Origin of the sequence: Kribbella sp. (genome assembly GCF_035687465.1) — a bacterium.
GTDB lineage: Bacteria > Actinomycetota > Actinomycetes > Propionibacteriales > Kribbellaceae > Kribbella.
The window spans coordinates 18,270-31,074 of the sequence record NZ_DASRXP010000380.1 but is presented as its reverse complement, the minus strand read 5'-3'; the positions used below and the strand labels follow the sequence as shown (position 1 = coordinate 31,074).

General features: G+C 65.7%; 15 protein-coding genes and 3 tRNA genes. 12 read left to right on the top strand and 6 right to left on the bottom strand.

The features are described from left to right. The first annotated feature begins 7 nt into the window (after window positions 1-7). The 3 genes from VFG33_RS20025 (at window position 8) to VFG33_RS20015 (ending at window position 2,601) form a co-directional block, all read left to right on the top strand. Window positions 8-1,015: a LacI family DNA-binding transcriptional regulator gene (locus tag VFG33_RS20025; RefSeq protein ID WP_325054435.1), complete on the top strand. Its 1,008-nt coding sequence runs from the start codon at window positions 8-10 to the stop codon at window positions 1,013-1,015. Window positions 1,016-1,121: 106 nt separating this feature from the next. Continuing rightward, the gene (locus VFG33_RS20020; protein WP_325054433.1) at window positions 1,122-1,772 is read left to right on the top strand and encodes a D-sedoheptulose-7-phosphate isomerase; all 651 of its coding nucleotides are present in this window, start codon (window positions 1,122-1,124) and stop codon (window positions 1,770-1,772) included. Window positions 1,773-1,869: 97 nt separating this feature from the next. Then, the gene (locus VFG33_RS20015) at window positions 1,870-2,601 is read left to right on the top strand and encodes a polyprenol monophosphomannose synthase (RefSeq protein ID WP_325054432.1); all 732 of its coding nucleotides are present in this window, start codon (window positions 1,870-1,872) and stop codon (window positions 2,599-2,601) included. A 144-nt stretch (window positions 2,602-2,745) separates the two neighbouring features. Here VFG33_RS20015 and VFG33_RS20010 read toward each other — a convergent pair whose 3' ends face one another. Beyond that, window positions 2,746-3,087 (bottom strand): metallopeptidase family protein, encoded by a 342-nt coding sequence (locus VFG33_RS20010; RefSeq protein WP_325054434.1) that lies wholly within the window; start codon window positions 3,085-3,087, stop codon window positions 2,746-2,748. 279 nt (window positions 3,088-3,366) lie between these two features. Here VFG33_RS20010 and VFG33_RS20005 point away from each other — a divergent pair. The 3 genes from VFG33_RS20005 (at window position 3,367) to VFG33_RS19995 (ending at window position 3,697) form a co-directional block, all read left to right on the top strand. Further along, window positions 3,367-3,439 (top strand) — tRNA-Glu (locus VFG33_RS20005). A gap of 59 nt (window positions 3,440-3,498) precedes the next feature. Then, window positions 3,499-3,575 (top strand) — tRNA-Asp (locus VFG33_RS20000). Between the two features lie 49 nt (window positions 3,576-3,624). Further along, window positions 3,625-3,697: transfer RNA gene (locus VFG33_RS19995), tRNA-Phe, on the top strand. 63 nt (window positions 3,698-3,760) lie between these two features. Here the strand turns inward: VFG33_RS19995 and VFG33_RS19990 are convergent. Both VFG33_RS19990 and VFG33_RS19985 read right to left on the bottom strand, forming a co-directional pair. Further along, the gene (locus VFG33_RS19990; RefSeq protein ID WP_325054431.1) at window positions 3,761-4,171 is read right to left on the bottom strand and encodes a tyrosine-type recombinase/integrase; all 411 of its coding nucleotides are present in this window, start codon (window positions 4,169-4,171) and stop codon (window positions 3,761-3,763) included. Window positions 4,172-4,887: 716 nt separating this feature from the next. Beyond that, on the bottom strand, window positions 4,888-5,142 hold the full coding sequence (locus tag VFG33_RS19985) for a hypothetical protein (protein WP_325054430.1): 255 nt from the start codon (window positions 5,140-5,142) through the stop codon (window positions 4,888-4,890). 1,319 nt (window positions 5,143-6,461) lie between these two features. Here VFG33_RS19985 and VFG33_RS19980 point away from each other — a divergent pair. Further along, entirely contained in the window at window positions 6,462-7,328 is an 867-nt protein-coding gene (locus VFG33_RS19980; protein ID WP_325054429.1) for a GNAT family N-acetyltransferase, read from the top strand. Between the two features lie 85 nt (window positions 7,329-7,413). On the opposite strand, the gene VFG33_RS41295 is transcribed toward VFG33_RS19980, so the two are convergent. From VFG33_RS41295 to VFG33_RS19970, 3 genes are all read right to left on the bottom strand, one after another. Continuing rightward, window positions 7,414-7,815, bottom strand: a complete 402-nt coding sequence (locus tag VFG33_RS41295; RefSeq protein WP_414672968.1) for a DUF5946 family protein — start codon at window positions 7,813-7,815, stop codon at window positions 7,414-7,416. Between the two features lie 169 nt (window positions 7,816-7,984). Beyond that, a complete protein-coding gene (locus VFG33_RS19975) occupies window positions 7,985-8,449 on the bottom strand; it encodes a DUF4395 domain-containing protein (protein ID WP_325054428.1) in 465 nt (154 codons plus the stop codon). Between the two features lie 313 nt (window positions 8,450-8,762). Continuing rightward, window positions 8,763-8,912 (bottom strand): mycothiol transferase, encoded by a 150-nt coding sequence (locus VFG33_RS19970; RefSeq protein WP_325054427.1) that lies wholly within the window; start codon window positions 8,910-8,912, stop codon window positions 8,763-8,765. 287 nt (window positions 8,913-9,199) lie between these two features. On the opposite strand from VFG33_RS19970, the gene VFG33_RS19965 reads away from it, so the two are divergent. The 5 genes from VFG33_RS19965 (at window position 9,200) to VFG33_RS19945 (ending at window position 12,794) form a co-directional block, all read left to right on the top strand. Beyond that, window positions 9,200-9,595, top strand: a complete 396-nt coding sequence (locus VFG33_RS19965; protein ID WP_325054426.1) for a hypothetical protein — start codon at window positions 9,200-9,202, stop codon at window positions 9,593-9,595. Further along, a complete protein-coding gene (locus VFG33_RS19960) occupies window positions 9,592-9,951 on the top strand; it encodes a hypothetical protein (protein ID WP_325054425.1) in 360 nt (119 codons plus the stop codon). The genes VFG33_RS19965 and VFG33_RS19960 overlap by 4 nt, the downstream gene beginning before the upstream one ends. Before the next feature lie 250 nt (window positions 9,952-10,201). Further along, window positions 10,202-10,783, top strand: coding sequence for a dihydrofolate reductase family protein (locus VFG33_RS19955; RefSeq protein WP_325054424.1), 582 nt, complete (start codon window positions 10,202-10,204; stop codon window positions 10,781-10,783). Window positions 10,784-11,042: 259 nt separating this feature from the next. Then, window positions 11,043-11,762 (top strand): hypothetical protein, encoded by a 720-nt coding sequence (locus VFG33_RS19950; protein WP_325054423.1) that lies wholly within the window; start codon window positions 11,043-11,045, stop codon window positions 11,760-11,762. Between the two features lie 210 nt (window positions 11,763-11,972). Beyond that, complete coding sequence (locus VFG33_RS19945; protein ID WP_325054422.1) at window positions 11,973-12,794, top strand: SCO6745 family protein; 822 nt, start codon at window positions 11,973-11,975, stop codon at window positions 12,792-12,794. The last annotated feature ends 11 nt before the right edge of the window (window positions 12,795-12,805 follow it).

Sequence of the window (12,805 nt, the reverse complement as noted above, 5' to 3'; positions counted from 1 at the left end):
AGTGTCGATGAAGCGGCCCACTGTGCAGGACGTGGCGCGTGAGGCTGGCGTGTCCCCTTCGACGGTGTCCAGAGCCCTGCACACGCGGGGTTATGCGTCACCGGACGTGCGGATGCGGGTGCAGGCCGCGGCCGAGAAGATCGGCTACGTGCTGGACCACAACGCCAGAAACCTGCGGAGCCGCACGTCCACGTCGATCGGCGTACTGATCTCCGACCTGCGCAACCCGTTCTACGCGGACCTGGCCGCGGGGATCGAGGAGGAGTTGCGGGCGGCGGAGTACCAGATGGTGCTGGTGAACGACAACGGCGATCCGGCCGAGGAGATGCGGGCGGCCGAGACCCTGCTGGCGATGCGGGTCCCGGGCGTCATCGTCACACCGGTGACGGCCGCCTGCCCGCGAGTCCTGCAGGACAACGGGGTCCACGTGGTGTGTGCGGACCGGGAGCTCGGCCGGTCGGGCGGCGACGTGGTGCTGAGCGACAACAAGGCCGGGGCCCGCGAACTCACCGAGCACCTGATCGGTCTCGGCCACACCCGGATCGGGCTGCTGATCGACGAGACCAAGTGGTCGACCGGTGCGGGCCGGCTGGCCGGGTTTCGGGCGGCGCATGCGGACAACGGACTCGACGTCGACGAGGACATCGTCGCCTACACGAGTTTCGACGCGGAGGCGGCCCAGCTGACCACCCGGAGACTGCTGAACGAGCACGACGTCACGGCGATCATCTCCGCGAACAACGTGCTGGCGCAGGGCGCATTGGCCGAGCTGAAGCACCGGCGGGTGAAGATCCCGAAGCAGATCAGCCTGGCCGCGTACGACGACCTGCCGTGGATGTCTCTGGTCCAGCCGGCGCTGACAACGGTCGACCAGCACACAGTCGACCTGGGACGCCGCTGCGCCCAGCTCCTGCTCGCGCGGATCCGCGACGAGTTGCCGGCCCGGCGTCGGATCATCCGGGTGGCGCCACGGCTGATCGTCCGTGGCTCGACAGGTCCCGCACCGAAGGCCTGACGGTCGCGAAGTCGACCTTGGACCTGCCGAAGAGTCGTCGACTCTGGTAACGATGCCACCAGCGCCAAGGCGCTGACGCCCTTCTGAGCCATAGCGGTGATCCCGTTTGGCGTGCGCGGCGGATGCCGCGATCGCCGAGCGGCTGGAGGCCGACGAAATGACCGAGCTCTGGGTCGACCGGATCCTGGACACCCACCTGAACCGCCACGCCGAGGTGACCGCCGCGATGCGGGGCCAGTTGCCACAGGTCCAGGCCATCGCGGACGAGCTGATCCGCCGCCTCGCAAACGGTGGAGTGCTGTACACCTACGGCAACGGTGGTTCCGCGGCCGACGCCCAACACCTCGTCGGCGAGCTGATCGGCCGCTATCTGCGGCAACGCCGCCCCCTACCGGCGGTGGCGCTGGTCGGCGACGCCGCCGTGGTCAGTTGCATCGCCAACGACTACTCATACGACGACGTGTTCGCCCGGCAGGTCCAGGCGCTCGTCCGGCAGCAGGACATGGTGGTGGGGTTCAGCACCTCGGGCACTTCCCCCACAGTGGTGAAAGGTCTCGCCGCGGCCCGGGCGAAGGGGGCCTGCTCGGTCGCGTTCACCTCGACCCGCGGCACCGAGCTCGCCTTGGCCGCCGACCTCGCGATCGTAGTACCGGCTGAGGAAACTGCCCGGATCCAGGAGATGCATGTGCTCGCCCTGCATCTGATCAGCGAACTGGTCGACCGCTGGGCCAGTGAAACCGACTACGTGAACAACTGAGGCACACTGTCGTGTCCGTAGTAGCGACATCAGTCCCGGCTCACGACCGTAGACCACTTGATGCGATAGCGTCCTGAGTCCCCGAAGAAGAAAGTCAATGGGTGTGAGCTCCTCCAAGATCGTCATCGTCGTCCCGACCTACAACGAGCGGGACAACCTGCCCGTACTGGCCGGCCTGCTAGCGGACCTGCAGCTGCCCGGCCTACAGATGCTGGTGGTCGACGACAACTCCCCCGACGGCACCGGAGATGTCGCCGACGAGCTGGCCAAGGCGGCGCCGGAGCAGGTCGGCGTACTGCACCGGACCGAGAAGAACGGCCTCGGCCGCGCCTATGTGGCCGGGATCGCCCGGGCGCTGTCCGAGGACGCCGACATCGTGATCCAGATGGACGCGGACCTGTCCCACCCGGCCTCGGTGGTCCCGATCATGGTCGACACGCTCCGTACTACGGACGCGGCCGTGGTGATCGGCTCGCGGTACGTCGAAGGTGGTTCCGCGGCGGCCGAGTGGGCCTGGCACCGCCGGGCACTGTCAGCCTGGGCGAACTTCTACGTGAACACGATCCTGCGGCTCCACGTCAAGGACGCGACCGCCGGCTTCAAGGCGTGGAAGGCGGACACGCTGCGGGCGATCGACGTCGGTTCGATCGAGAGCAACGGGTACTCGTTCCAGGTCGAGATGAACTATCGCGCGGTGCGGCGCGGGTTCCGGATCGCCGAGGTGCCGATCCGCTTCGAGGAGCGCACCCGGGGCGCCTCCAAGATGAGCCTGAAGGTGCAACTCGAGTCCGCCCTGATGCCATGGAGACTCCTCTTCCGCCGCTCCTGACCGACGCCTGCACGCTCGGCCGCTCCTGACCGACGCCTGCACGCTCGGCCGCGCCTGAGCGACGGCTGCATGCTCGGCCGCTTCCGCGCGGCTGCTGCGTCAGCCCCTCGGTGCGCCGACTCTTCGACAGCTCCTGATGGCTGCTCAGCCGTAGCCGAGCTCGTGCAGGCGGGCGTCACCGATGCCGAAGTGATGCGCGATCTCGTGCACCACTGTGACGTGCACCTCGTCGACGACGTCCTCGACGGCGTCGCAGATCGACAGGATCGGGTTCCGGTAGATGGTGATCCGGTCCGGCAGCACGCCGCCGTAGTAGTGCCCGCGCTCGGTCAGCGGGATGCCCTCGTAGATGCCGAGCAGGTGGGGATCGCTCGACGGAGCGTCGTCCTCGACGAACACGGCCACGTTGTCGATCAGCGCCGCCAGTTCCGGCGGCACCTCGTCCAGCGCCTCGGACACGAGGACCTCGAAATCCGCCCGGCTCATCTCGATCACCACCCCAGCGTAATGAGCCGCCACACACCTGCCACCGGCCAGATCCCGCCGCCCTCCCCCTCGCCGCCCAACCGCCGCTCAGCCGGCGCTCTGTGCCCGCCTGGTCAGCCGCCTGGTCGCCGCTCTGTCGCCCGCCTGGTCGCCGCTCTGTCGCCGCTATGTCGCCGCCCGGCGGAGTCCTCTTTCCCGTCCGGATAACCCGTTTTGGACCCTGGCCAGGTCTCCTCTATGCTTACGGCTGTCCCTGGAGCTTCGGCTCCCGCGGTCCGAGTCCCCATCGTCTAGTGGCCTAGGACGCTGCCCTTTCAAGGCGGTAACGCGGGTTCGAATCCCGTTGGGGATACGGTCGAAAGGCCGATGTCAGTACAGCTCGAAGGATGTAGTAGCATCGTCGAGCAATCTGGCCCAGTAGCGCAGTTGGTTAGCGTGCCGCCCTGTCACGGCGGAGGTCGCGGGTTCGAGTCCCGTCTGGGTCGCCAGGAGAGTGGCGGCGGGTGTGTCAACACACCGCCGCCAATTTTCTCTCCCGGTCAGGTAGCTCAGCTGGTAGAGCGTCCGCCTGAAAAGCGGAAGGTCGGCGGTTCGAGACCGCCCCTGACCACCCATTCTTGAGCGTGGATCTTCGGTCTGAGATCCGCCAACTCTTCCGCTAGTCCAGCAACGTCTATCCGGCAACCGCTTCGGCGAGCTGGTCCAGCGCCTTCCGCTGGTCTTCGAGCGAGGCATGCGCATTGATCGCCATCGTCACCTGTACGTCGGCGTGGCCGACGATCGTCTGGACGATGTGCGGCGGCACCTTGAGCCGTAGGAGCAACGTCACACACGAGTGTCGGAGATCGTGAAAGCGCATCTCTCCGAGCCCAGCTTCCTTCCGCAGCGGGTACCACGCCCGCCGCAGGTTGTCCGGCTCGATCGCCGTACCGATCTCGGTCGTGAAGATATAGCCGGTGTCGACCCACTTCTCACCGGCCGCCAACCGTTCCTTTGCCTGCAGCGCCTTGTGTGTCCTTAGCTCGTCTAGACAAAGCTCAATCAGCGGCACCGTCCGCCGAGACTTCTTCGTCTTCGGGGTCACGGCTCTTAGAGCCCATCGACACGCTGCAGAGTGCGGCGGACTTCCAAGGTCTTTCCACCCAGTCGATGTCAGCCCACTGCAGTCCGAGCGGTTCGCCGCGTCGCGGCCCCATGAACAACGCCAGCACGAACAATGTGTGTAGCCGCGTCAGCTTCGGCAATGGCCCGGGCCTGCTCCTCGGACGCTCCCGATTGGTGTCGTACTGCGCGCCTTCCAGCTGGTCCAGCTTGGCAACGTTGCGGCCCGCAAGCCATTTCCCAGTACGGCTGAACCCGTTCTACAAGTCGGCCCGAGGGGAACTGCTCACAGCACTGACCGATAGCGCAGCACTTCGCTTTGTCGCCGCGTCGTTCGTCAGTCTCCGTGCTTGCAGCACAGGCACGTGTTCCGAACGCGCTTCACGAGCGTCCGCACATCGGCGCCAGTGAGTTTGTGCAGCTTCTTTCGCCCGAGGTGGGGAATGAGATGCCCACGCGCCACAGCCGAGAGCATTCAGCGGCGCTCCGGGCCGGGCTCTTAGCTCAGGTGGTGCGCCCGGTAGCCGGTATCGAGCGCACCACCGGCAAGGTGACCTGATCCCGAAACGCCCTCATCACCCATGATGCGCGCTGTGCGATCGGCCGCGCACATATTGCGCGACCGAATGCGACTCCACCGACCTATGAAGGCAACGTCCGTACTCGCTGCCGGTCGGAAAAGGCCGTTGACCGGAGGGGTCAGGCCTTCAGGTCGCGCTTCAGTGCGACCTCGAAATTGATGACGAAGCCGTTGTCCTCGACTGTAATGAGCAAGACACCGTTTTTGACTAAAGTAGCTTTCTCCGCGCCGCTGGAACACTTGACCTCAACGTTGCGGATCGAATTGGGCGGCAAACCTGGCAACGGTGTCGGCTCAATGGCTCCGAGGGACTGGCTGCATGGGTCAACAACGCCACTCAGCCGAAGCTTGTACTTGGCATTTTCTGGACCCACCACGGCAAGCCTTGATGGTCCCCCCGTCGAACTAGTCAAGCCCAGGACCCGAACTGCCGTCGGTCCAATCTCAGCACCTGGGATCTCAGATGGCGAAGTTGGGGGTGGAGAGGCACTGGTACTGGGAGGCGGCGGGGTGACCGAGGGGACGGGATCTGCCTGATCAGTGGTGCAGCCGCTGACGGCAACAGCCATACAAGCAACCACTGCTAGACCAGCGGGTCCGCGCAACTTCATATACATTCGTCTCCTCGGTCAACCCAGTCCAGGATCTAGCTCATGCAGGTCAAGCTTCGAGCTTCCACTCGTCCTCTCGGACCTTCTTCGGGGCGTTCGTGCCGTCTGAGTAGGACGTCAGGTACTTGCATAGTCCAGTGGAGTATGTCTTCTTCGTGGCTACGAAGTATTTTGAGACCTGCCAGAGACGCATGCGCCTCCTTTGGCCTGATGGTACCGGCAATGAATAGCTGAAGCCTCCCGTTGAGGAGTAGCTTGCGGTAAGCGTCACCCCGATCGTTGCGCTGGCCTTTGTGATAATTAGCCCAGCCTCGGCCGATACGGACGCGCTCATTGCTGCACTGGCTGTTGCAGTGCTGCTCTCGGAGTAGCCGACCGTGGCCGGTCCCGTGACGTACGCGCTGTAGAGATTGGTTGGTCGCATCGAACTCTGCACATTAGTGATCGAATAGATAACTGGTTCCGGTGGACACGACTGGACGATCGGCGGAGAGGCTGGTTTCGGCGGATTGTCAGCGAATGCTGACGGCGAACTGAGACCTGTGAGCACCAGGACAGCTGCGGAGGAGGTGGCCAGGAACGTGGTTGATCGCTTCATTAAGGATTCCCCTGTGATGTACAACCGCGAGCCGGGCGGGGCGCGGGACGCTCACCGTAGCCAGGCGGTAGCCGTGGGTCACGGATACGGCCGGCCATTGGAGTTGCAACAAGTGGCAAAATGAAGCCTGCGATGCAACATGTGGCAATGCGGCCCCGAATAACGCCCATGTGTGGTATCGCAACTCGCTTGCACCAGCCAATGATCGAACTCGCCGACGCTGCCCAGGGCCAGCGACCGGTCCAGCAACAGCCAGCGTCAGCCACGGTCCGGGGTTGACGGCGGCCACCGCACAGCGCCGGGACAGGCCACCAGCCCTAGAGACGCTGTCGGACTGAAAGGCGGAAGGTCGGCGGTTCGAGACCGCCCCTGACCACACTTCCTGAGCAGGGCACTCCTCTTCCGTGAGTGCCCGCTCCTCCCCGATCGGGGTCATTACGTTAATCGGTTGCACGCCACCGAGACGGGGTGTCTGATCCCGGCTATGACGATTGTGCTGAGTACGCCGACGGCCGACGGAGTGGGCGAGGCTATTGCGGCGCTGCGGGCGTGGCAGCACGACGAAGCGCCGATGCAGTTGCATCCCGGGGACATCGGCTGGAACTACCGGTTCGGAACGACCGAGACGGCCGCGGTGGTCCGGACCTGGAGCCGGGACGGACGGATCCTCGCTGTCGGGATGCTGGATTCGCCGACGGTGGTGCGGATGACGGTCGCTGCCGACGCTTTCCATGACGAGGACTTGGCGCGGCGGCTCGTCGAGGACTTCTCGCTGCCTGAGCGCGGCGTGCTGCCGGAAGGTGCGGTATCCATCGAGGCGCCGCAGGGCCTGCTGCTCCACGACCTGTTGACCAAGGAGGGCTGGGGTGTCGACGAGCCGTGGACGCCGCTCTTCCGCGACCTCGCCGAAACGGTGGAGGACCCCGGCGTGCGGATCAAGGAGATCGGCCTGGAGCAGGCACAGGACTTCGCCGACGTCCTGCGGTCCGCGTTCAACACCACGAGGCCCACGCGCGATTACCGGCACAAGATGTACGCGGCACCGTTCTACGCCGACGCCCGATGCCTGGGTGCTTACGACGACCAGGGCAGCCCCGCGGCGGTGGTGACGGTCTGGTCGGCCGGCCCGGGGAAGCCGGGACTGGTCGAGCCGATGGGCGTCCACGCGGACCACCGCGGCCGCGGCTATGGCCGGGCGATCACCGTCGTCGGGGCGGCGGCGCTGCGGGAGATGGGCTCGTCAAGCGTGCGCGTGTGCACGCCGAGCTCCAATGTCGGCGGCGTCGCCACATACAAGGCGGCCGGGTTCGCGGCGAGGCCGGAGATCGCCGACCGGATCCGGAAGGTCTGACGTCGGGGTCTCCGGACCTCCGCGAGGCCGCAACCGGTTGGGGAGGGTACCTTTCAGGGCTGGTAGTCGCGGTCCGGGTCGAGCATCAGGTCTGGACAGATCTCCAGGACCCCACAGTCGCTTCGGCGATGATTTCGATGCGGCGTCCGTATGCCAGATGCCCATCAAACACAAAGCTGCCGTCCCTGAACGGCAACCCACAGAACGTCGCTCGGAAGTGCCCGGGAGATCTGCCCGGCGGGAGCGGCACGTACGGCGCGAATGGCGCCATGTCGTAGCTCGACCGTGCCCCGTGCTTGTTCCGCGCCACCTGATGAGCTACCGCGCGAAGCAGTGCGTCAAGGCCCTTGTCCACGTAGAGCTGCAGAAGGCGAAACTGACCGTCAAGGTACTTCTCATGGGCTCCGGAAGGATGCTGCAGAAGATACGCGCAGACCACAGGCGCGTGCCACCTGTACATCTGAGGATCGGCCTGCTCTTCAGCCAGGATTCCGTGGTACTAGTCCACGCACAGCCCCAGCGGGCCAGCAATGGCACCGCAGTCGCACTGACCCATGTTGGGGCTATCTGTCATGGTCTGCAACGTAGGCGGCCAGCAACAGCCTCGTCGACGGCATTTCGGCGCAGTCTTATGTCCTGCCGGGCTATAGACAGACTCAGGCCGGTCTCAGTCGGCGGATCAGGTGGTAGGCCTTGCAGCCCAAACACAGCCCGGTGGATGCGTTGAGGGCTGCCACGCCGAAGGCGAGAGCGGTGAGGCCGTAGCCAGCGACATCGACGCCGAGTACAAAGGTGGTCAGCGCCAGAGCGGTAAACACGAAGCCGACGAATTGGGCGAATCTCGGCGGCCGAGCGTCCTCCAACTCGGCTGGCGCTCCGATCCGCGGCCAGATGACACGGGCGAAGATCTGCGCCCACAACGACCACTGAAAACTCACGAACGCGGTGAACGCAAACACGGCGACCTGGGAGGCGAGCAGGCCGAGACCCAATGGTCGAGTAAGGTCAACGATGAGCAGCACGACGGCGAGTACGCTCGCTGTGGCCCCGGCGCTGAATCGCAAGAGGCGCGGATCGACATGGGCGCGGAGCGGGCACGCGCCATTACTGGTGCCGCGCATGTGGTTCTCCAGAGAATGAGATGCCAGCTAGTCCGATCCAGGTCAGGGTACTCGGCCACACCTGCATCTGTTCGGCGCAAGTTGGCCTCCGCGCCCGACGGCGTCGTGACCACGTCGTCGAGCCCTCCGGCGGCCACGACGGCCCGGGCCCGCTCGCAGGTCAGTAGGTACTGCCCGACCAGCGCGTCGGCCGTCTCATCGGGACCGACGCGAAACTCCGCATCTGGGTAACCGTCAGTCGAGAACAGATCTGGCTCGGGCAACCCTCCCTAGATCTTGAGGAACCAGCCATGCTCCGTCTCGGCCAGGTGTTTCACCAACCCAGCAAGCAGAGTCCAGACGCCGTCATCGGCCGGCGCAGCAGCTCGCCATCGAGCCCTTCCAGCTTGCGAAGCAACGTGGCGCGGTGGAAGTCGAGCTGCTGTGTCAGCGCGTCGCGCTCGTCAGCCAGACGATTCGGCACGGCCCGCTCCACAGGCGACTTAAATACCATGCGCCGACACTACGACCGACGTACGACAACACCCTGCTGTCCACCGAGCCCGAACGCACCATCGGTGCCCCGACAAGATCGGTCTTCGCTCGCCGCGAAGTACACCAGTCGCCGCAACCGCACTGACTACTTTGAAACACGCCCTAGAACGGGTCTGACCGCTTCCTTTTGCGTGAGGGTCTTTCGGCTTCAGGCCGAGAGGGAAGCGTCGGCGCACGCCAGTAGAGTTCCAACACGACTACGGAGAGGAGTGTCGAGTGGTCAGCATTCGAGGCAGGTACGAGTACGACGATGACGACCTCACTCCTGGCAAGAAGAAGGAGGGCGGTCTTCACCAGAACCTCTTCGACAGCGACGGGAATCTCAAAGGCAGCGCCCGCTTCATCCCTGAAGATCCCCACCAGGATCAGCCTTCGATGATCTTCGTCTACAACGAGACCGCGCCCCCGTTGAAGAGCAAGGAGCAGGAAGCCTTCGAAAGGGCCGTCTCGGATCAGCTCTCTCGCCTCGTTGACTACGGCATCGCAAAGGCAAAGCCCACCTTCAGAGGTTCTGGCACGAGAAGGCTCGTCCCACCATCCAGTCGAAGTGGGAGAGTCGGCCCAGAAGGCGGAGGCTCGACCGGCAGCTTGGCGCAAGTGAGCCGATTGTGATCGAAGCAACGGTTGTCGATTCCTCCAACGAACTGATGACCGCTTCGGAGGAGTACCGGAGCAACATGAGCAGCGCGGAAGCGCAAGCGCGCTACATGATGGCTCTAGCCGCCAAAGCATTCAGCGAAGAGCAAATGCGGATCGTCGCCAATGCCAACATCGATGACGGTGAGGGGTTCGCTGAGTTGGAACGCACGCTCGCAGAGCTGCCTCCGCAGCAAGTTACGCACATGATTGAGAACCTTGAGGCGGACCCGTCCTTGCTCATAGAGGGGGCGTTCGACCTAGGAAAGGGTATTGGGCTCCATCCTGCGGATGGCAACTACCTCCCCATCGAAGAGCGACGAGACGAGTAGAGCTGCGTGCCGCTCCGGCTTGGCGTCGGCACGGCCTTCTCTGCAGGGGCGAGAACATCGCTAGGTAACGAGGTTTCGTCGCCCTTGGGCTGGTGCGCATACTGCCTGTCGCAGATGCTGGATGCTAGGTGGGAGCGCCGACAGATGTGTCGGGCGGACCTCGAAAGAACTCTGGGAGACGATGTCGGATCAGGGGTGATGCGTTCGTCGCATGGATGAGTGGCCGCCCACCGTACTCAAGGAGAGCATCGTGACCGCTGTCTACACCTTCGATATCTACTCCAGCCTCGACGGCTTCGCCTCGTACGACGACGCCGACTGGGGACCGTACTGGGGTAAGCAAGGTCCCGAGTTCCTGGACCGACGGCTCGCCGTGTACGGCGAGGAGCAGCGGATGGTCTTCGGGGCCAACACCTTTCGGCTGCTGGTGGAGATGGTGGGCTTGAGCACCGTGCCGGACGAGGCGCTTGACCCGGTGAACGGGCGAATGAGGAGCCTGCCGACCACTGTGCTGTCGTCGACACACGAAGGACCGCTCGACTGGCCGGACGCGACCGTTCTGGGTGGCGATGCCGTCGAGGCGATCGCCCAGCTCAAGGAGGAGTCCGACGTACCGTTGCGCTCGAACGGCAGCCTGTCGCTGAACCGGGCCCTGATGGCCGCCGGCCTGGTCGACCAGGTGCAAGTGACGATCTTCCCAGTGATCGCCGGTCAGACCGGGGTGGAGCCGATCTTCCAGGATGCGGCGGACTTCGACCTCGAGCTGATCGAGAGCCGGACGTTCGACAGCCGCACCCAAGAACTCATCTACCGGCCCATCCTGCACGTCTGACGACATCCATCCCGAGGTGCTGCGTGCGGACGGCTCGGCGGTTCGAGGCCTGCCCTGACCACGCTTCTCACCTGCGGTTTCTCGATCAGAGAACCTCCGATCCTTCCGCTGGTCCAGCAACATCCCTCCCCGGCGAGCAGGACCGCCCGTCCCTTGCTGGCGGCCAGGTACGCGCGCACACTCGGACTGACCGCGGGCCGGATTCTGGGGTGCCTGCACCACCTCCGACCTGCCCGTGGCCGCGACCGTGGGAGGCGGCATGGACGAGTCACGAGCTCTTCAACGCGCGGCCTGGGCAGGTGCCGCTTCGGTCGTGCTGCTCGTCGCCGGGGTGGCGCTGGGCTACCTGGTCGGCGTCGACGACCCAGGCATGTCGGACTCTGACATCCTCGAGAGGCTCAACGACGACGCGCGGCAGGCTGCCGCCGGCATCGCGCCGCCCGTGCTCGCTGCAGGGGTCGCGCTGCTTCTCTGGTTCGCCACCGGTCTGCGGCGAGTGCTGGACCGACTGTCCGGCGGCGACCCGCTCGCGCACGCGACCGTGCCGGCCGCGGCGCTGTTCGGTGGGCTGATGATCACCGGTGTCTCACTCGATGTGGCGAGCGCGTTCGCGGCATGGTCGGACGAGTTCACCGCCGACCCGGACACTGTCCGCGCGCTCGGCATGGCGGGGCAGGTCCTCGCGCTCACCGGGCTGATCGGCTGCGGTGTGCTGGTCGCCGTCACGACGCGGATCGCCCAGCAGGCGGGTGCCCTGCCGACGTGGGCTGTCTGGGTGTCGTACGCCGTCGTCGTGCTGTGCCTGTCCGGCTTCTGGAGCGGGGGCATGGCGTCCGTGGCCTTCGCCCTGTGGCTCATCGGCGCCGTCATCGGGGTACTGCGCGCGGCGCGGCGGACACCGCCGGCGCCGGCCGTCCCGGCGCAGGGCGCACCGGCTCCAGAGGCGACCCGCACGCCCCCGACCACCGCCAACGGCTGACGCTCCAGCCGACGGTCGTACACGGCCTGGCCGGCAGTGGCACGGAAATCCCGCCGGAGTCCGTTCCATGTGGTTGCCTGCGAAGAAGATCTTGTCGTTGGAAGGTACGGAGTAAGAAACTCCCGAGCGCGGTGTCGAAAGGTGCCCGGCTGGTTCGTAGTTGGAGTGAGAGACCGGTGACAGGCCGGTTCGTCGACTAGGAGAACTCCGATGGAAAGCGTGGCGCGGCGACTCAAGGAGCTGTTCGTACCGATCCATGAGGTCGCCTACATGGCCGACGACCCGACCGAGGAGCTGCAGGCGCTCGGGTACGAGGGCTACTGGCCGGGGTACTTCGCCGCGCGGTCGGCGCCACTCGGGCGCGTGCCGGCCGAGGTGGTGGACGCACTGTTCTACAACTTCGCCCCGGGCGAGGTCGCCGCGTACATCCCGAGCGTCTGGGAGATTGCCACGCCGGAGGCCGTCCTCGCCGCCCGGCAGCGCGGCTGCGTCGCGGCGCTCCGCCGGATCCTGGGCGACCTGGCCGACAGCCCGGCGATTGCACGGGCCGCCGAGCTCGCTACGAGGGCCGCGTTCAACGCACCGATGGAGGGCAGGCTCCTGTACGCCGGACTCCGCTCGCTCCCCGTACCCGAAGAACCCCTCGCTCGCCTCTGGCACGCAGCCACCCTGCTCCGCGAACACCGTGGTGACGGTCACCTGACCGCGCTCGTCGCGGCCGGCATCGACGGACAGGAGGCGCACGTGCTGCAAGCGCTCTACTGGGACATGAAGCCGCGAGACTTCGGCCGGCTCGACCCGCTCACCGATGACCAGCTGGACGCGGTCGTCGACGGTCTCCGGCTCCGCGGCCTGGTCGACGCCGCCGGCTGGTTCACGCCAGCCGGCCGGAAGCTCAGGACCGAGATCGAGGAGCTCACCGACACGTTGGCCGCCCCGGCGTACACCTGCCTCGAGCCGCAAGAGATCGACGAACTCATCACCGACCTCGGCCCGGTCGCCGCGAAGCTCAAGGCCGCCAGCCCCTTCTGACGATTGCTGGA

What these genes read in the sequence shown, in the direction of transcription:
- VFG33_RS20010 (WP_325054434.1), bottom strand. Translation starts at nt 3,087, where the DNA reads ATGAGCCGGGCGGATTTCGAGGTCCTCGTGTCCGAGGCGCTGGACGAG.
- VFG33_RS19975 (WP_325054428.1), bottom strand. Translation starts at nt 8,449, where the DNA reads ATGCGCGGCACCAGTAATGGCGCGTGCCCGCTCCGCGCCCATGTCGAT.
- VFG33_RS20025 (WP_325054435.1), top strand. Translation starts at nt 8, where the DNA reads ATGAAGCGGCCCACTGTGCAGGACGTGGCGCGTGAGGCTGGCGTGTCC.
- VFG33_RS20015 (WP_325054432.1), top strand. Translation starts at nt 1,870, where the DNA reads ATGGGTGTGAGCTCCTCCAAGATCGTCATCGTCGTCCCGACCTACAAC.
- VFG33_RS19950 (WP_325054423.1), top strand. Translation starts at nt 11,043, where the DNA reads ATGGACGAGTCACGAGCTCTTCAACGCGCGGCCTGGGCAGGTGCCGCT.
- VFG33_RS19980 (WP_325054429.1), top strand. Translation starts at nt 6,462, where the DNA reads ATGACGATTGTGCTGAGTACGCCGACGGCCGACGGAGTGGGCGAGGCT.
- VFG33_RS19945 (WP_325054422.1), top strand. Translation starts at nt 11,973, where the DNA reads ATGGAAAGCGTGGCGCGGCGACTCAAGGAGCTGTTCGTACCGATCCAT.